Source organism: Streptomyces sp. NPDC054786, from assembly GCF_053611685.1.
In genome coordinates this window covers 61,707-77,964 of record NZ_JBSHAW010000024.1, presented here as the reverse complement: position 1 = coordinate 77,964, position 16,258 = coordinate 61,707, and the positions used below count along the sequence as shown (strand labels likewise).

17 protein-coding genes and 2 pseudogenes are annotated in these 16,258 nt (G+C 69.0%); 10 read left to right on the top strand and 9 right to left on the bottom strand.

What is annotated here, in order from left to right; genetic code table 11:
* The first annotated feature begins 47 nt into the window (after positions 1-47).
* Positions 48-818: a 2OG-Fe dioxygenase family protein gene (locus ACWGI6_RS21130; RefSeq protein WP_453268949.1), complete on the top strand. Its 771-nt coding sequence runs from the start codon at positions 48-50 to the stop codon at positions 816-818.
* On the opposite strand, the gene ACWGI6_RS21125 is transcribed toward ACWGI6_RS21130, so the two are convergent.
* Together ACWGI6_RS21125 and ACWGI6_RS21120 are read right to left on the bottom strand one after the other, a co-directional pair.
* Entirely contained in the window at positions 796-1,116 is a 321-nt protein-coding gene (locus tag ACWGI6_RS21125; RefSeq protein WP_453268948.1) for a hypothetical protein, read from the bottom strand. The genes ACWGI6_RS21130 and ACWGI6_RS21125 overlap by 23 nt on opposite strands.
* A 159-nt stretch (positions 1,117-1,275) precedes the next feature.
* Positions 1,276-3,531, bottom strand: coding sequence for a catalase (locus ACWGI6_RS21120; RefSeq protein WP_453268947.1), 2,256 nt, complete (start codon positions 3,529-3,531; stop codon positions 1,276-1,278).
* Between the two features lie 715 nt (positions 3,532-4,246).
* On the opposite strand from ACWGI6_RS21120, the gene ACWGI6_RS21115 reads away from it, so the two are divergent.
* Positions 4,247-5,131, top strand: a complete 885-nt coding sequence (locus ACWGI6_RS21115) for a SigB/SigF/SigG family RNA polymerase sigma factor (RefSeq protein WP_453268946.1) — start codon at positions 4,247-4,249, stop codon at positions 5,129-5,131.
* A gap of 181 nt (positions 5,132-5,312) precedes the next feature.
* Here ACWGI6_RS21115 and ACWGI6_RS21110 read toward each other — a convergent pair.
* Positions 5,313-5,417: pseudogene (locus tag ACWGI6_RS21110) on the bottom strand (CBS domain-containing protein); the annotation flags it as partial.
* Between the two features lie 29 nt (positions 5,418-5,446).
* On the bottom strand, positions 5,447-6,004 hold the full coding sequence (locus tag ACWGI6_RS21105; protein WP_453267924.1) for a hemerythrin domain-containing protein: 558 nt from the start codon (positions 6,002-6,004) through the stop codon (positions 5,447-5,449).
* Between the two features lie 283 nt (positions 6,005-6,287).
* On the opposite strand from ACWGI6_RS21105, the gene ACWGI6_RS21100 reads away from it, so the two are divergent.
* From ACWGI6_RS21100 to ACWGI6_RS21090, 3 genes are all read left to right on the top strand, one after another.
* Positions 6,288-6,479, top strand: a complete 192-nt coding sequence (locus ACWGI6_RS21100) for a hypothetical protein (RefSeq protein ID WP_453268945.1) — start codon at positions 6,288-6,290, stop codon at positions 6,477-6,479.
* A 115-nt stretch (positions 6,480-6,594) separates the two neighbouring features.
* Positions 6,595-6,930: an STAS domain-containing protein gene (locus ACWGI6_RS21095; RefSeq protein ID WP_453267959.1), complete on the top strand. Its 336-nt coding sequence runs from the start codon at positions 6,595-6,597 to the stop codon at positions 6,928-6,930.
* Between the two features lie 340 nt (positions 6,931-7,270).
* Positions 7,271-7,399: an LPFR motif small protein gene (locus tag ACWGI6_RS21090; protein WP_453268944.1), complete on the top strand. Its 129-nt coding sequence runs from the start codon at positions 7,271-7,273 to the stop codon at positions 7,397-7,399.
* A 552-nt stretch (positions 7,400-7,951) separates the two neighbouring features.
* Here the strand turns inward: ACWGI6_RS21090 and ACWGI6_RS21085 are convergent.
* Complete coding sequence (locus ACWGI6_RS21085; protein ID WP_453267927.1) at positions 7,952-8,221, bottom strand: DUF6343 family protein; 270 nt, start codon at positions 8,219-8,221, stop codon at positions 7,952-7,954.
* 1,029 nt (positions 8,222-9,250) lie between these two features.
* On the opposite strand from ACWGI6_RS21085, the gene ACWGI6_RS21080 reads away from it, so the two are divergent.
* Together ACWGI6_RS21080 and ACWGI6_RS21075 are read left to right on the top strand one after the other, a co-directional pair.
* Positions 9,251-9,649, top strand: coding sequence for a hypothetical protein (locus ACWGI6_RS21080; RefSeq protein WP_453268943.1), 399 nt, complete (start codon positions 9,251-9,253; stop codon positions 9,647-9,649).
* A complete protein-coding gene (locus ACWGI6_RS21075; RefSeq protein ID WP_453269014.1) occupies positions 9,558-9,896 on the top strand; it encodes a Tn3 family transposase in 339 nt (112 codons plus the stop codon). Before ACWGI6_RS21080 ends, ACWGI6_RS21075 begins: the two co-directional genes overlap by 92 nt.
* Here ACWGI6_RS21075 and ACWGI6_RS21070 read toward each other — a convergent pair.
* Together ACWGI6_RS21070 and ACWGI6_RS21065 are read right to left on the bottom strand one after the other, a co-directional pair.
* A complete protein-coding gene (locus ACWGI6_RS21070) occupies positions 9,889-10,503 on the bottom strand; it encodes a TetR/AcrR family transcriptional regulator (RefSeq protein ID WP_453268942.1) in 615 nt (204 codons plus the stop codon). The two genes, ACWGI6_RS21075 and ACWGI6_RS21070, sit on opposite strands and share 8 nt — an antisense overlap.
* Positions 10,503-11,350: pseudogene (locus ACWGI6_RS21065) on the bottom strand (oxidoreductase). Before ACWGI6_RS21065 ends, ACWGI6_RS21070 begins: the two are co-directional and overlap by 1 nt.
* Positions 11,351-11,457: 107 nt before the next feature.
* On the opposite strand from ACWGI6_RS21065, the gene ACWGI6_RS21060 reads away from it, so the two are divergent.
* The 3 genes from ACWGI6_RS21060 to ACWGI6_RS21050 all read left to right on the top strand — a co-directional run bounded on the left by ACWGI6_RS21060 (position 11,458) and on the right by ACWGI6_RS21050 (position 14,082).
* Positions 11,458-11,721, top strand: a complete 264-nt coding sequence (locus ACWGI6_RS21060; protein ID WP_453268941.1) for a hypothetical protein — start codon at positions 11,458-11,460, stop codon at positions 11,719-11,721.
* Between the two features lie 289 nt (positions 11,722-12,010).
* Positions 12,011-12,469 (top strand): DUF485 domain-containing protein, encoded by a 459-nt coding sequence (locus ACWGI6_RS21055; RefSeq protein WP_453268940.1) that lies wholly within the window; start codon positions 12,011-12,013, stop codon positions 12,467-12,469.
* Positions 12,466-14,082 carry a sodium/solute symporter gene (locus tag ACWGI6_RS21050; RefSeq protein WP_453268939.1) on the top strand — a complete coding sequence of 539 codons (1,617 nt, stop codon included), beginning with the start codon at positions 12,466-12,468 and terminating at the stop codon, positions 14,080-14,082. Before ACWGI6_RS21055 ends, ACWGI6_RS21050 begins: the two co-directional genes overlap by 4 nt.
* A 358-nt stretch (positions 14,083-14,440) precedes the next feature.
* On the opposite strand, the gene ACWGI6_RS21045 is transcribed toward ACWGI6_RS21050, so the two are convergent.
* Together ACWGI6_RS21045 and ACWGI6_RS21040 are read right to left on the bottom strand one after the other, a co-directional pair.
* Positions 14,441-15,478: a phosphotransferase family protein gene (locus tag ACWGI6_RS21045; protein WP_453268938.1), complete on the bottom strand. Its 1,038-nt coding sequence runs from the start codon at positions 15,476-15,478 to the stop codon at positions 14,441-14,443.
* Positions 15,471-16,253, bottom strand: a complete 783-nt coding sequence (locus tag ACWGI6_RS21040; RefSeq protein WP_453268937.1) for an SDR family oxidoreductase — start codon at positions 16,251-16,253, stop codon at positions 15,471-15,473. The genes ACWGI6_RS21045 and ACWGI6_RS21040 overlap by 8 nt, the downstream gene beginning before the upstream one ends.
* Positions 16,254-16,258 lie beyond the last annotated feature (5 nt).

The window sequence follows — 16,258 nt, the reverse complement described above, 5'->3', positions numbered from 1 at the left end:
GAGCCGCGTCTCATCAATAGGACCCGAGGGGACTTCAGGAGGGTGTGATGGACGAGATCACTGAGAGCCTCTGGGATCCGGCGGAGACCACGGTCTTCCAGGAGCCTCCGCCCGCCGTGGCGGCGGCGCGCGAGTCCTTGGCCTCGACCGGCGTCCACCTCATGCCCGCAGCCACCGTGAAAGCACACTTCGGCACCGGAGAGGAGGAGTGGGCGCGCTTCGCCAAGCACTGGGAGGATCTTTCCCAGGACCGGTACGCCTCCGAACGCGGCACCTGCCGGCTGCGCCGCTACGGAAAGTTCTCGCTCACCCCCTCCACCGGTGAGCTGACCCAGTTGCCGGACACCCCGTTCGTGCAGCCGGAGCGGAGCAACCCTCTCTACGTGGACGTCGACCGTCACTTCGATCCGCTGACCGACGCCTTTGTGGCGGAGCCGCTCCTGCGCTCGGTCGTGACGCTGCTCGGGCATGTCGCGGGCGCGCTGGACTCCGCCGCATGCTGGATCGCGAAGGTGCATCCGTTCCGGGTCGTCGCCACGGCCGACGGTGAAGGGCGGCCGACTCCGGAGGGCCGACACCGCGACGGAGTGACGCTGGTCTCCTCGTTGCTGGTCGACCGCAACAATGCGACCGGGGGCCGGAGCACCGTCTTCGCTCCGGACGGGCCCGCACTGCGCTCGGCCACTCTGGACGAACCCGCGAGTCTGCTCCTGTCGGACGATCGCCACACCTTGCACGGCGTGTCACCCATCCGTCCGCTGGATCCGTCCCGGCCCGCGCACCGGGACGTGCTGGTCACCACGCTCGCGCCGGCCTGACGGTGACTCCCGACGGGCGCCCCCCCGATGGCTCTCCTCGTCGGCCAGGCGTCAGCAGCTTGAGGTCGTCCACCACGTCCGCCAGGCGTGCACGACGGCGCCATGCGGTCCGCTGACGCTGAGCGCCGCAGCCCCGCTCGCCGAGCCGGCGCAGGAACCCCATCGCCCGGTCGAGATCCCCGTGCTCCTCCAGGGCGGGACGGACATGTTCGACGAGCCGGGCGGCCTGCACGGCGCAGGGCAGGACCCGGCCCGTCAGTGCATCGACCCCCTGGCCTGCCTCCCCCCGGTCGGGCATGTGCACGTGGATGTGCGCGGCGCAGATGGTGAACCCGTCGAGCAAGGTCCCGAACTGGTCCAGGTCGGCCCGGTAGCGCGGATGGTTTCCAACGATTGCCGGGCCCCTCTCAAGCAGTGTTGCGGCCTTGAGCTGTGCGAACCGAAAAATACGCCAAGCCTAGGCATGCGCGGAGAACCGCTCCCACACGCGGTGCCGGCCGAGAAGCTGGGTGATCTGATTCAGGGTGCCGGTGCCGTCGCTTCCGAGGGCCACGCCGGGGGCGGCAGTCGGCACGCCGGCGGCTTGGAAAACCTCCTCGGCGCCGGCCCAGCCGCCGAGTGCCTTGCCGTGGCGGTATGCCTCGGACAGCATCAGCAGAACCCGGGGGTCGGTCTCGGTCCGGCCCGCCGCGGCGGGGTCACCGGCCTTGGCGTCACGCGCGCCGTAGGCGTCCTTGCCAGACCCAGGGGTTCCGGCAAGCACGAGGGCGTCGAATTCGATGGAGCGGGCTGTGGCGAAGGTGCGCTGCACGGTGATCGGATGGCCCTCGCTGTCGAGCTTGCCGCCGGCCGGGGCGATCACAAGGGGGACCATGTCGGCATCGAGCACGGCCGAACGGAGCGTGCGCACGCCGTCGAGGTCACCATTCTCGTCCGCGACGATGCCGATGATGCGACCGTCCAGCGGCCAGGTCTGGCCGATCTGGGACAGCGCCGGGCTGGGATCGACGGCGGCGAGGGGGCGGTCGGCCTCGGGGGCCGGGAGTCCGAGTCCCGCGGCGACGCGTTCGCAGAGTTCGGGGTCGATGTTGGCGAGGACCCGCAGGGCCCGCTCCTTGATGGCCTGCTCGTAGCACTTGTTGAGCTCGAAGGTGTACGCGCCGATGATGTGCTCGCGTTCGACCGGGGTCATGCTGAGCCAGAAGCGGCGGGGCTGGCTGAAGTGGTCGTCGAAACTCGCGGGTGCCTCCCGGACCTTCTTCGAGGCCGGGATTTCCACCGGTACCTCGATGTAAGCGCCGGTGTCCGCTCCGGCAAGGAACGGGCAGCCGCCGTCGAGGGAATTGGGCCGGTAGGGCGCCACCCCGGTATGCACCGCGTCCTGGTGGAAGCCGTCGCGCAGCATGTCGTTGACGGGGGCGTGGGTGCGGTTGATTGGGATCTGGGCGAAGTTGGGGCCGGCGAGCCGGGTGATCTGGGTGTCGAGGTAGGAGAACAGCCGGCCGGCCAGCAGCGGGTCGTCGGTGACGTCGATGCCGGGCACGAGGTGGCCCGGGTGGAAGGCGACCTGCTCCGTCTCGGCGAAGAAGTTCGTCGGGTTCGCGTTGAGGGTGAGCAGTCCGATCGGCTGGACGGGTGCCAGCTCCTCGGGAACGATGTTGGTCGGGTCGAGCAGGTCGATGCCTTCGAAGGTCTGCTCGGGGTTGTCGGGGAAGGTCTGGACGGCCAGCTCCCACTGCGGGAACGCGCCGGCTTCGATGGCGTCGGCCAGGTCGCGGCGGTGGAAGTCGGGGTCCATGCCGTTGGTGATCTGGGCTTCCTCCCAGACCAGGGAGTGGACGCCCAGCCGTGGCTTCCAGTGGAACTTCACCAGGGTGGTGCCGCCCTCGGCGTTGACCAGTCGGAAGGTGTGGACGCCGAAGCCCTCCATCATCCGGAACGAGCGCGGGATACCGCGGTCGGACATGTTCCACAGTGTGTGGTGGGTCGCCTCGGTGTGCAGGGTGACGAAGTCCCAGAAGGTGTCGTGGGCGCTCTGGGCCTGCGGAATCTCCCGGTCGGGGTGGGGCTTGCCGGCGTGGATGACGTCCGGGAACTTGATGGCGTCCTGGATGAAGAACACCGGGATGTTGTTGCCGACCAGGTCGAAGGTGCCCTCGGCCGTGTAGAACTTCGTGGCGAAGCCGCGGGTGTCGCGGACGGTGTCGGCGGACCCCCTCGATCCCAGAACCGTGGAGAAGCGCACGAACACCGGCGTCTCGACGTCCGCCGCCAGGAACGCCGCCTTGGTGGTCTTCGCGGCGGTGCCATAGGCGCGGAAGACGCCGTGCGCGGCCGCGCCACGGGCGTGGACGACCCGCTCGGGGATCCGCTCGTGGTCGAAGTGAGTGATCTTCTCCCGCAGGTGGTGGTCCTGCAGCAGCACCGGCCCGCGGGGGCCCGCCTTGAGGGAGTGGTTGGTGTCGTGGAGACGGTTGCCCTGGGCGGTGGTCAGGAAGGAGCCGCCCTGGGCCATCCTGGCCCGGTCCGCACCGGTCGCCTGGCCGGTGGCGCTGACGGTCTGCGGCGCGTCCTGGTCCGGCTTGGGAGGGAGTGGGCCGTGCACCTCGGTGGGCTCCTCCACCGTCGGCGGCTTCGGCGTCGGCTTGCCGGGAATCGCCTCGTCGACATCGCCCTGTTTCGCGGCGGCTTTTCCTGAATTCTTACCGGCCATGTCCTCTTCCCTCATTGGAATACGGCTCGAAGCGCGCGGCTCGACCACCCGCACCACATCGATCGTCCCTATGTCCGCCGCCCGGTGCCCGTCGTACGCAAGGACAGTCCGCCATTTGCGTGTCCGAGGGAAGCGTTGAGCAGCACGTCGGGGCGGCGGTAGCGGTCGCCCCACGGGTGCCCGGGCGATGCCGAAGAAAAGGCCGCGCGGACGCAGTCTGTCTCTTCCGCTCGGCCACACGCCCTCGACTGCACCCCCGGGCTTTCGGCCGCGAGTACCCCGGTAACTTCACCAGCCGTACCGCGAGCATTCGTTCGTCGAGGAGCCGTGGGCGGGCAAGATCGCACGGATCTTGCGTAAGCAGCTGAACCTTGACGAGGAGGAGCTCCCTGTGGGGTGCGGGTGCGATTCAGCGCTGCGACGGTGCCGGTGCGCAGGCTTTGTCTTGCGCGTGGGTGGTGGTGCGCCGGGCAACGATCCGGGCGGGCCTCCGCGGTAGGGAGCCCAGTTGCCCGATGGCCTGTCTGCGTGCGCTACAAGAGCAGCTCGATCAAGGCCTGTTGGGGCTCATCGGCCGCGACGGGGGCGCGCCGCAGGCATGTGCCGTCTCAGTTGCCCTGCGGAAACAGTTTCCCCATGGAAGATGTTTTACCTGGGGCCGGCGGGTAGGTGACGGAGCGACGCGGTGACAGGAAACAGAGAGGAGCAGCCAGCCATGGCGACGCCAGCGACGCAGATCCACACATCCGTGACCCGCTCGGAAAGGCAAGTAGCGCCTGAGTCTGCACCGCCTTCTTTGCCCTTGGTGGACAAGGCTCAGCGTATGGCCCCGCCGGATGCGCGTCGCCTGTCGAAGCTGTTCTTCGAGCGGTTGGCGACCCTTGAGGAAGGCACGGCGGAGTACCAGTACACGCGCAACACGCTCATCGAGATGAACCTGTCACTGGTGCGCTACGTCGCGCGCCGCTTCCGCAGCCGCGGGCAGGAGATGGAAGACGTCGTGCAGGTCGGCACGATCGGTCTGATCAAGGCCATCGACCGCTTCGACATATCGCGGGAGAACGAGTTCACCACTTTCTCGATTCCTTACATCACCGGGGAGATCAAGCGGTTCTTTCGCGACACGACCTGGTCCGTGCACGTCCCGCGCCGGCTGCAGGAGCTGCGCGTGGACCTTGCGCGCGCCCGCGAGGAGCTGGAGGGACGCGGCATTCCCGAGCCCTCCATAGCCGACTACGCGGCCCAGCTGGAGCTGGCGGAGGACGAGGTCATCGAGGGCCTGGTCGCCTGCAACGGCTATGACGCCGATTCCATCGACCGGCCCATCGAAGCCGGTGGCAGCCAGCAGCGGACCGGATTCATCGCCGACCTGATCGGCAACGAGGACCCCGCGCTCGCGCTGGCCGAGGATCTCCAGGCTCTCAAGCCGCACGTGGCTCAGCTCGATGAGCGTGAGCGCACTCTCCTTGAGCTCCGTTTCGGGGCGGAGATGACCCAGTCCGAGATCGGCAAGAAGCTGGGACTGTCCCAGATGCACGTCTCCCGCCTCCTCGCCCGTGCATGCGCCACTCTGCGGGCGGGACTCCTCGCCGACGCCTGAGCCAGACTGCCGAAGAGGACCGCCGGGATCGACCTGGTCGTCGCTGCGTGGGGCCCAGGCGGCGGTGGCCCGCACGAGCCCGCCCGCATCTCCCGTCTCTGCCTTCCCGGCGACTCTGCCGCGGGCAATACCAGTCCACGTCCGGCGGGCCGACGTCGCCACCCGGGCAGCGTCGGTGTCGTCAGTCGGTGGAGAGGGCTTCGAGGAGGTCACCGACCTGCGGGTTGGGCAGGGCGCGGGCGACGTCAGCCAGTGCCACCATGCCGACCAGGCGGTGCCCGTGAACTTTCGTTGTGTAGGGGAAGGAGACGGCGTTTACTTGCCGCGGCCGGAGACGTAATCGCGCACCCGGTCCACCATCCCAAGGCCCGGGGCGAGCAGCTTGTTGGCCGGCGGCGTACTCGGGGCGCCGGGATGCGGACGAGTGGGAGCGGTCTTCTTCGCCTGCCGGATCTTGTTGCCCAGCTCTTCGAGGACGTAGGGATGCACGTGGGTGCGCAGCTGGGTGAAGAGGTGGTTCTCCTCGTCATCGACGTGCGCGGTCACCTCGGTGCGCAGCTTCAGCACCAACCGGTCGAAGTCGAGATCATCGGCCTCGCGCTGCTGGAGGTCGTCAAGGAGCTGCTCGACGCGCGCGTGGTCGGCGAGCTCCTTGTCCGCCAGCGTGTCGCCCTCCTCCAGGTGCTCCCGCACCGCCGGGTAGAGGTACTCCTCCTCGGCGACGGAGTGCCGCACCAGCTCGATCGTCAACGCATCCACCAGACGCCTGCGATCCTTACTGCCGGGGGGAGCATCCTCGAACTGTTTGAAGAGGTCATCGACTTCCCGGTGGTCGGTGGTCAGCTCCGCGATCACATCGCCGCCATGCCCCATGGCATGCCGCCTCTCGCTCTGCAGCCGGCACGTCCGGCTCTCGCACCACGGGTTCCCGAACTCGTGGGGGCCTAACACCGCTAGGGACCCAATTGCCCCTCTAGCGGACGAATGGGCGTGGCGACCAGAGACAGCTGCCAGATAGAGGGGGTCTGCACCCAGGCCGCCCGCCACTCGCCGAGAGGACTGACTTCGGCACGGCCCGCGATCGCCGAAGCTGCATGCATCCCTCCTGCGCATGTCTCCGGTCGCGGGGCCAGGCTGCCAGCCATAGACAGGAAACATGAGCGAACCAGCGCAGACCTTCCACCCGGGCGAAACCGTCCCCCAGAGCGGCATCTACGAGTGCGACTGCGGACAGTCCCACCGGTGGAACACCAGCACCAACGTCAAGAACCACACCTTCCCTCCCCTGCCGGAAGACTGCCCCGGCGGTACCTGGGTGATGAAGGACCCCGCCCACCCCGCGGACTGACCCCGCATGGCACGAGCCACGGTCAACCAGCGGGCTACCCCGCAGCGTCCGTCGAGAATGTTGAGAATATGGAGGCACGTTCGCGACGTGTTGCAAAGAGGTCGCCGTGGCAGCCATGCCCCCTCAGCCCGCCCAGCCGGAGCGCGCACCCGTAGCGCTTACCCAGGCTGACGAGCAGCTTGCTGTCCTGACATTCTCCGGTGTCCTGGACGCGCACGCTCTGCCGGAGCTCGAAGAGCTCCTCAACGACCGGAACCTGCGGCAGGCAGGCACCTGGGTATGGGACATGAGCGGCCTTGAGCGCATCGGCCTCGCGTGCGCCTACGCCCTGCTCCGCGCGGTCACACGAGCGCCGGAAACTGTCTCCGTCACCACCCGCGGGGCCCGCCGCGCCGTTCAGCGCACCCTGCGGCATGCCGGCCTCGACACCGTCGTGAGCCTCACGGAGTAGCGGAGCCGGGCGCGGCGCATGCTGCGGCAGGGCTACCCCGCTCGACGAGGGCGACGCCGGTCCAGATGCCGCCTCCCGCCGCCGCTCCCGCGCCTGGGTCTATGCGAGTGAACCGGTTGACCCGCGACCTGCAGGCCTCTCAGGGCTTCTACGCGGCGGCGTCGGGCTGGAGCTTTCGCTCCGGGAGCCTGTGCGGAGACTGCTCCGTCTGGCCGGATGGCGTTCTGTTCCATCACCGACTCTGTTTCCTCGGCCGGTCAGCGGGCACCTGACCAGTGATCGGCCGTGCAGCGGCAAGTCCGATCCGGCGCACTGTGCTGGAAAAGTACGGAGGTTCACCGTGTTGAGGGCAATCGCAGATGTTCTTCGGTCCATCGGCGGGGCCATCGCCACCGTCGTCACCCTGCCATTCCGAGCCGTGGCCCGGCTGCTCGGCGGTGCCTCAAGCTCCGCTCACGGACACCACTGATAGATCAGCCGCACATCGACGCGCGGACGCCCCCAAACTGCCCGGCTGGTACCCCCGTCCAGCCGGGCTTGCGCTTGCCCGACCTACCCGGAAGCCAGTAACGCGCGCGCCGTGTGGCTCCCGCTGCCGCTACGAAATGCGCTCGCCGCGACGTGGGCACCTCCATCTCGTGCCGGCCCCTCCGCAACTCTTCGACGCGGTCCTGCGGTTGCCGTTGCCGGACTCCACACGAGGCCGCACCGAGGCTGGAGTGGACCCGGCAGTACAGCGCGATCGAGGCCTCACCAAGTTCCTGCACGGGCTGCAAGAGATCGCCGGAGCGGACACCGTTCCCCTGGCCGCCCGGCTGCCCGGTGGGCGGGCCAGGGATCTGCCACGCCCGGACCGCCTCCCAGCCCGCCCTGAGCCGGCCCCGGTCCCGGTCCCGGTCCCGGTCCCGGTCCCGACGCCACCGCCCTCTCCCGAACCGGTTCCACCACCACAGGCTCCTGAGCCCTTGCCCCGCAACGCAGGACGGAGCACGAGGCCAGGCCGGCACGAGCGGCACAGGCCCTACGGGCCCGTGGTCCTCTCGCTTCGCAGGCGTCGGATGACGACCACGAGATCCAGCACCGCGGCGATGGCGAGCACGCCACACACCACCGCCAGCACCAACAGCACGGTGGGACTGGGGGAATCGTGTGGTCCGGCGGAGCGCACTCCCATCGCGAGGCCCACGGCTGCCGCGACGAAGATCACCACCGCGGCGGAAGCCAGGATGAGCCGCAGCCGCAAGGGGCTACGGGCCGTTACCGGTTCGGTCCCAGTGCGTGGACGTCTCATGGCTGCGCTCCTCGCAGATGCAGTACTGCCCAGCAACTGTCACATCCCGCTCCTGCGATGCACAGCGCCCGTGAGGTGTGAAGACCACCCCAGCGCCCCTTGGATGTGGGGGTGGCCTCGCCCAAGGCGTCGGGGCCAGGAGGAGCCTTGCACCAGGCAGGATCAGCCTGAACGCGAAACGCTACTGGACGCGATCACGGACCGACGACAACGACGCGGTCCACCCCTCCGGCCCGGCGGGCGGACCGCTCGGCACGGCCACCCGGCCGCCGGATTCTGGTGGATGGGCGCACCCGGCGCTCTGGGGCACTGGCACTCCTACGCGGCGCCGGGAGCACATCTCTAGTCCATGCCCGAAGGAGAACTCCCGCCACCTGGCAAGCCCGCAGGGCTCCAGACGGTCTGCTGTCGCGTCGGTTCAGCCTGTGGAGAGGGCTTCAAGGAGCTGGTCGACCTGGGGTCGGGCAGGGCGCGGGCGATGTCGGCCAGTCCACCATGCCGACCAAGCGGTGGCCGTCGATGACGGGCAGAGGCAGGATCTCGTGGCGTGCCATCGTTGCGGAGACCTCGTCCGCATCGCCGCTGAGGCGGTGGCGGCCGAGCTACGCGCCGACTAATCTCGACGCCGCCGAGGCCGACCAGAGGGCATCGATTGACCAGCAACAGGACCGGGCCCAAGTGGCCCGCGGCGGACCGCAGCAAACACTCGGTGCGCTGCGCCGACTGAAGACGGGACCTTCGGCATCTGCGTCGTGCGCGGTGCTCCGATCAGCAAGGAGCGGACGGTGGCTCTGTCCGCACTGAGATGTGCGTCGACTGCCGGCGCCGTCACGAACACCACCGGTGACGACAGTGGACTGGCCTGGCCCGGCCCGCCCTGCCGGTGGTCTGAGCCGAGGAGGACCAGGAACGGCTGGCCTGGTGGCTGGCTGCTGAGCTGTGCCCGGTGGAGCTGTCGCGGGACCGGCTGGCGGCCGCGGTGGTGGCCCGCTGCCGGAACCACTGCATCGAGCCGCCGGCCCGGGGCAGGTGAAGCGGTCGGTCGGCAAGGCGATCAGTGACTTCGAGGCGCAGTTTTGCCGCAGCACGTGGATCAGGGTCTCGCCGCGCGGCAAGCAGGAGGAACCGGAGTCCTTGGTCGCCATCAAGGGCGAGATCGAGCGACGCTGGGGCACCATCGACCTGCTGGACATCCTGAAGTACGCCGAGTTCGGCACCGACTTCATCTCCGAGTTCACCTCGGTGGCAACGAGGGAGAACCTGTCCAAGGACGTGCTGCGGCGCCGGCTGCTGCTGCTGTTCGGGCCGGGCACCAACAGCCGAGGCCGAGCAGGTCCTGCGCCGCTTCACCTGCGGCGGCCCCAAGCACCTCACCTACCAGGCGATCGAGGAGCTGGGGCGCGCGGTTCGTACAGCCTTCATCTGTGACTACCTCGCCGACGTCGAACTGCGCCAGGAGATCCACGAGAGCCTGCAGGTCGTGGAGAACTGGAACTCCGCGAACAAGGACCTCTCCTACGGCAGCTGGGGGCTCCGATCGCCTACGAACAGCATCTGGTCACCAGCACCCTCGCCGCATAACGACGCGAACAGGTGTCCACTTCACGGGGGCAAGGCTCGACCCGGACTTCATGGTTCCGCGCCTCACCGCGTCCATGGCAGATACCTCACGTGATCAGGCCGGCGCTGGTCAGCCAGATGTGTTCGCATGTCGCCGACGCCTCTTGGAGCTTCTCGCGGGATTCCTGTGAGGCGTGGTAGAAGGTCCGCTCGATCATCCAGCACAGGGCGCGTGCCATCGCCGAGGCCTCGTCCGGTGCAGCGCCGGCCTGGATGCCGGCGCGTTCCAGGACGGCGGTGATGGCCGCGATGAACAGGTCAGCCGTGTGCTTCCACAGTTCACCGATCTCCGGCACGGTCAACGACAGGTCGATCGCCGTGCGCATGACCGGGCCGTGTTCGTTCCACAGCTCGACCGTGCGCTGCATGGCTGCTGCGATGGCCTGGCGTGGCTCGTCGGTCTGCGCGGTGACCCGGGACCGTTCCCACAGGTGCTCGACGGTCCGGGACACGAGTGCCGTGACCACTTCTTGCTTGGAGCCGAAGTAGAAGTACAGGGCGCCGCGTGTGATGCCGGCGCCCTGGGCGATGTCGCCGACGGTCATGGCGTCGTAGCCCCTGTGCGCCAGCAGGGCTTCGCAGGTGTCGAGGATGGCCCGCTCCCGGACATCCCCCTTGCGCTCGGTGGTGCGACGGCCGCGCGCGGAATGGTGGCCGGGCATCAGAGCTGAGCGCCCTCGGCGAAGTCGGTCGTACGCGAGAGTGTCTCCCACGCGCGGATGTCCTCGTCCACGGCCGTGCGGGCGGCGGTGACCAGCCGCAGCGCGTCCGAGCCCAGGACGAGGTGGGCAGGCGGCTGATCCACCGTCGTGATGTGCACGACGGCTTCCCCGGCCTTGGCCGGGTTGCCCAGTTGGTTCCCGCTTGCCTTCTGCCGCGCTTCGCGGATGGGGGTGAACAGCTCGTCGTAGTCGTCGATGGACTGCGCGGTGCGTGTCATGGACCGTCCGGCCCAGTCGGTGCGGAAGGAGCCGGGCTCGATCGCCGTCACATGGATCCCGAACTGCGCGACCTCCTTGCCCAGCGCCTCAAGGATGCCTTCCAGCGCGAACTTGCTGCCGCAGTAGGCGGACATGCCGGGCACGGCCATGAGCCCGCCCATGGAGGTGACGGCCATCAGGTGTCCGCGGCGGCGGCGGCGCATGTGAGGCAGCGCCGCCTGCAGGGTGGCCACCGCTCCGAACACGTTCACCTCAAACTGCCGTCGCACTCGGCCAGCGGGGTTTCCTCGAAGGTGCCCTCCAGGCCGTAGCCGACGTTGGCGACGACGACGTCCAGCGGGCCGACGCTCCGCTCGACCTCCGCGACCGCGCCGGAGCCGGCGTCACCGTCCGTCACATCCAGGAGACGGCCGTGAGCGTGCCCGGGCCTGAGCTCTTCGAAGGCCCGCAGGTCCTTCTCGGAGCGGACGGTGCCGATGACGGTGTGCCCGGCGGCCAGGGCGGCTTGGGCGAAAGCGCGCCCCAGGCCCGTGCTGACGCCGGTGATGAGCCAGTTCCGCTTCTCCATTGTTCCTCCAGAGAGGTCTCGCGAGGAGCCGGGTCGCCCTCTTCAGAAAAAGTCTACACGGTGTCGATTTTTATCGTTACCACGTCGATTCTGGTAGCGCTCACGGAATGGAACCCCAAGGCCATTCGCGTGCCGCGCCGCCCGGATCGGAGCCGTCAAGGCCCAGCAGCCAGGCCGTCAACCAGAACCGCTCCGGCCGGCTGCTGTCGTCCACCGGCCTCGGCGCCACGATCCGTCACCGACTGCACGTGGGCGGCCAGGACGTGGTCATGCGCGAACTCGGCACGGGCTCGGGCGCGACCGGCGACCTCGACACCGAGGTGACGGTCGGATGGTCACCGGAGGAGGCACAGCTGCTCGTACTGGAGTAGTGAGGGGGCCGCGGGGCCGCCGGCCGGGTGTCCTGGTGGATCGCCGTGGCCGCGGCCCGTGCCCGTTGTCGTAGCAACTGCCCGGGAGGCGTTCGGAGTTCACCAGCCGTCCCGCAAGGCCACCGATTTGATCCGTACCCCGTCGGCCGATTTGCCCGGGGGAGCCGCATCGAGCCCGAACCGTAACGCCCAACGGACTTACGGGCGTTCCGACCAGTCGGTATCGTGCGCCGCCGGAACCCCTCCCAGTTCACCTCCACGGATTCGAGCCGTGATGGAAGGCCAGGCGATGACATACGCGGATGACGACCGGTACCCGCCACCAGCACCAACGGCATGGCCGCTGCCGCACACCGAGCCCCAGTCGTACGGATACGGCGCCGCTCCGTACGACTCGTACGGGCAAGCCCCTCGGCACGAGCCGTACGTCCACGCGCCCCCTCGGCGCAGTGCCGACCTCGCCGCCCTCCGCTCGGCCTACCGCCTGCTCCGTCGGGTCTCCACGCTCACCGCGCTCGGCTCCTTCGTGGCGTACGTGGTGCTGTCCTGCTATGTGCCGGACCTGATGGGGGCCAAGATCGCCGGAGAGCTGAGCCTGGGCATGGCCCTGGGGGTCCTCCAACTCGTCGTCACCTTCGCGGCGGTCCTCTGGTACGGCCGCAGCGCACGACGCTCCGTGGACCCGTTGGCGCAGGCGGTCAGGAAGCGGGCCGCCCGGGCGGCTGGGGGCGCCGGGGTGGCGAAATGAACGACTTCAGCTCGGGGACGCAGGTCACCGTCCTGGCTCTGTTCACCGCACTGGTCACTTTCACGTTGTTGATGTGCGTGATGGCGGGACCGGATCGCGACGACCTGACGAACTTCTATACCGGCTACCTCTCGCTCACGCCGCTCAAGAACGGCCTGGCGATCGCGGGTGACTACATTTCCGCTGCCACGGTGCTGAGCACCACCGGGATCATCGCGCTCGCGGGATACGACGGCTACGTGCTGGCGGTCAGCACCGCCATGTCGCTGGTGCTGCTGATGTTCCTGCTGGCCGAACCCCTGCGCAACGCCGGCGAGTTCACCATGGGCGACGTCCTGGCCCGCAACATGCCCGGGCGGGCCGTCCGTGTCGCCTCCTGCGTGGTGACGCTTTCGGCGACCCTTCCCTTCCTGGTCGTCCAGCTCTCCGGGGCCGGGTCGCTGCTCACCTTCATCCTGGGCATCCCGCACATGGCAGGCGCCAAGACGGCCTGCATCGTCATCGTCGGCAGCCTAATGATCATTTACGCGGCGATCGGCGGTATGAGAGGCACCGCGCTCATTCAGATGATCAAGATCGTACTCCTGCTCGGCACCAGCGTCGTCGTCGCCGCCCTGGTACTGAACCGCTTCGACTGGAGCCCGGGCAACGTACTCAGGGCCGCCCAGCACGGGAGCGGCGCGGGCCCTGCCTTCCTCCAGCAGGGCCTTCAGTTGGGCACCTCGGCCGGTAACCGGCTCGACTTCGTCAGTCTCCAGATCACCGTGGTCCTCGGCGTGGCCTGCCTGCCCCACATCACCATGCGTCTGTACTCCGCGCAGGACGTGCCGGCCGTGCGTCGCTCCATGTCGTGGGCGGTCGGTACGGTCACCTCGTTCTGTCTGCTCGTGATCATCATGGGCACGGGCGCCGCGGCGCTGGTGGGATCGCAGAACATCACCGCGGCCGACCCGCAAGGCAGGACGTCGGTGCTCATGCTGTCGCGGGCGCTCGGAGGGGATGCCGCCTCCCCGGGCGCGACGATTCTCTACTCGGCCATGGCGGGCATGGTGTTCCTCACCCTCCTGTCGTCGGTCGCGGGGATGACCCTGGCCGCAGCCTCGTCGCTCGCCCACGACCTGTTCGCCCATGCGGCGCGGCGGGGACGGGCCGAGCCGCGTACGGAGATGACGGTGGCGGTGTGGACGAGTGTGGCCGTGGGCACCCTCGCCATCGGGCTCTCCGTCCTGGTCCAGGAGTGGGACATCGGCGTGCTGACCACTCTGGCAATCTGCATAGGGGCATCGGCGGTGGCACCCGCGCTCACTTACTCCCTGTTCTGGCGAGGGTTCACGCGCACCGGTCTGCTCGCCGCCCTCTACGGCGGCGCGGCCTGCGCGCTGCTGCTGATGGTCTTTTCCCGGGCCGTTTCGGGAACGCCGTCCGCCGTCTTCCCGGACGCCGACTTCGACCTGTTCCCCATGCGCTCCACCGGTCTGGTCTCCGTCCCGTTCGGCTACCTGGCGGGCTGGCTGGGCAGCCTTCTGGACCACCGGCGCCGTGCCACCGACAGCCGCGAGACCCGGCGGCTGTACAAGGAGAACGAGGCACGGCTGCTAGCCGCAGCCGAATGAACCTCACCGCCACCCGTGTCCCAGCCCTGCCCCGAGAACCTGATCACGGCCTGGTCGGCGGCCATGGAACCGGCCCGGCCAGTGGTTGTTCGGTCCACGGTCTTGCCCTCGCAGGCACAGCGGGTACAGCCGCCCGCATCCTTGGGGCAACAGGACCGGCCACAGCCCGATGACACCTCTCACCCAGATTCCGGCACCGGGTGCCGCGCCAGGGCAACAGCGGCCACGGGTGCACGTGTTGCAGGTACGTCTCCTCCAGATCCCGCATATCTGCGACGGCGGCGCCCTCACCGGCCCCGTCCCACCACTGGACGGTCGCCGGATTCTCCCCGAGCGCTCAGCCCCGCAGGGCCCCACTTCAGATCCCGGCTTCGTCTGCGATGCGACGTGCTGTGTCCACGAGCGCATCGACGCGTTCCACGGTGGGCGTGCCTGTCGCGCTCCTGTTCCTCGGTTCGTCGATCGCTCGCCGCATCACGCCCTCGGCGATCACGGCCACCTTCCACAGGCCCAGCACGTGCCAGAATTTCAGGGCCGCCGGGTCCCGGCCTGTTTCGGTCAGGTACACCTGAGCGAGCTCGGCACGGTCCGGGAAGCCTTCGAGGACGGAGGCGGCGAATTCGCCCCCGGTCTCCTCCTCCCCCTGTTCCGGCCAGTACGCCAGCAGGCTGCCCATGTCCGCCAGCGGATCCCCCAGCGTCGACAGCTCCCAGTCGAGCGCCGCGGTCACCTCACCGGTGTCGTAGGAGGTGATGACGTTGCGCAGATGGAAGTCGCCGTGTACGAGGGTCAGTTCGCGCTGCTCGGGGACGGCCGCGAGAAGGCGCCGGGTGAGGTCGTCGAGCGCGGGCAGCTCGCGGGTCCTGGACTTCTCCCACTGGCCCGACCACCGCTTGAGCTGACGCTGTGCATACGGCTTGTGGCTGGCCAGACCGGTCAGCCCGGTCGCCTCCAGATCGACCGCGTGGATCTGGGCAAGCGTCCGCGGCAACGACATCCCGATCGCCCGGCGGCGCTCGGGCGTCAATGACTGCGCGATCGACATCCGGTCGACGACCTGGCCGTCCACGAACTCCATCAGCAGCAGCGGGACGTCGGTCACGGCGGGATCATCGGTCAGCCCGAGCACCCGCGGGGTCGGGACGGCAGTGCCCTCCAGCGCGGTCAGAATCCGCGCCTCGCGGGCCACGTCGTGCGCCGACGCCAGGAGGTGGCCCAGCGGTGGGCGCCGCAGCACCCACCTGTGGTCGTCCTGGTCCCGTACCAGGTAGGTCAGGTTCGACTGGCCCAGCCCGATCCGGTCGAGGACAAGCGGCCCGGCGAAGTCGACGCCGAGGGTTTTGAACCAGCTGCTCACCGCCCCGGCGTCGATTCCGGCGATGTCCGCGCTAGACACCGATGCCGGCTCCTTGCCTGAACGGGAGCGCGTCACCGAGGAGTTGCCCGCCGTCGATCACCATGGCCTCGCCGGTGATCCAACTCGCGGCGTCCGAGACGAGGAAGGCGACCGCCGAGGCAATGTCGGCGGGCTCCCCTATGCGCCCAAGTGCCGTCGAGGCCGACACGGCCTGCTCGTGCTCCTGCCACAGGGCCTCGGCCAGCTTCGTGCGCACCACCCCCGGTGCCACCGCGTTGACGCGAACCTTCGGCGAGAGTTCCAGGGCCAGTTGCTTGGTGAGATGGATGAGCGCGGCCTTCGACGCGTTGTACAACCCGATGTTCGCCTCGAAGGCCATGCCGCCGACCGACGCGGTATTGACGACCGCCCCGCCGTGCTCGCCCATCCAGGCCCGGGTGGCCAGGCCCGTCCACAGGACGGGAGCCCACAGGTTCACGTCGAAGGTCTTGGCGAACCGGCCGTGATCCTGGTCGATGACCGGCCCGAAGGCCGGGTTGGTCCCCGCGTTGTTGACGAGGATGTCCAGGCTGCCGAATCGCTCAAGCGTCAGCTCCACACAGCGCCGGGCCGCGTCTTCGTCGACCGCGTGCGCACCGACGCCGAGGGCTGTGCCCCCGACCCGGGCCGCAGCGGCGTCCGCCGCCTCCTGGGACCGGGAGGTGAGGACGACGTTTCCGCCGGCGGCGGCGATGGCCTGGGCGATCGCCAGCCCGATACCGCGCGAGGCGCCGGTGACGACGGCGGTGCGACCGTTGAGATCCAGTCCTGCCATCTCAG

Excerpts from the sequence above, each read along its gene's own strand:
- ACWGI6_RS21130 (WP_453268949.1), top strand. The coding sequence starts at position 48 with ATGGACGAGATCACTGAGAGCCTCTGGGATCCGGCGGAGACCACGGTC.
- ACWGI6_RS21125 (WP_453268948.1), bottom strand. The coding sequence starts at position 1,116 with ATGCCCGACCGGGGGGAGGCAGGCCAGGGGGTCGATGCACTGACGGGC.
- ACWGI6_RS21120 (WP_453268947.1), bottom strand. The coding sequence starts at position 3,531 with ATGGCCGGTAAGAATTCAGGAAAAGCCGCCGCGAAACAGGGCGATGTC.
- ACWGI6_RS21115 (WP_453268946.1), top strand. The coding sequence starts at position 4,247 with ATGGCGACGCCAGCGACGCAGATCCACACATCCGTGACCCGCTCGGAA.
- ACWGI6_RS21105 (WP_453267924.1), bottom strand. The coding sequence starts at position 6,004 with ATGGGGCATGGCGGCGATGTGATCGCGGAGCTGACCACCGACCACCGG.
- ACWGI6_RS21100 (WP_453268945.1), top strand. The coding sequence starts at position 6,288 with ATGAGCGAACCAGCGCAGACCTTCCACCCGGGCGAAACCGTCCCCCAG.
- ACWGI6_RS21095 (WP_453267959.1), top strand. The coding sequence starts at position 6,595 with ATGCCCCCTCAGCCCGCCCAGCCGGAGCGCGCACCCGTAGCGCTTACC.
- ACWGI6_RS21085 (WP_453267927.1), bottom strand. The coding sequence starts at position 8,221 with ATGAGACGTCCACGCACTGGGACCGAACCGGTAACGGCCCGTAGCCCC.
- ACWGI6_RS21070 (WP_453268942.1), bottom strand. The coding sequence starts at position 10,503 with ATGCCCGGCCACCATTCCGCGCGCGGCCGTCGCACCACCGAGCGCAAG.
- ACWGI6_RS21060 (WP_453268941.1), top strand. The coding sequence starts at position 11,458 with ATGGAACCCCAAGGCCATTCGCGTGCCGCGCCGCCCGGATCGGAGCCG.
- ACWGI6_RS21055 (WP_453268940.1), top strand. The coding sequence starts at position 12,011 with ATGACATACGCGGATGACGACCGGTACCCGCCACCAGCACCAACGGCA.
- ACWGI6_RS21050 (WP_453268939.1), top strand. The coding sequence starts at position 12,466 with ATGAACGACTTCAGCTCGGGGACGCAGGTCACCGTCCTGGCTCTGTTC.
- ACWGI6_RS21040 (WP_453268937.1), bottom strand. The coding sequence starts at position 16,253 with ATGGCAGGACTGGATCTCAACGGTCGCACCGCCGTCGTCACCGGCGCC.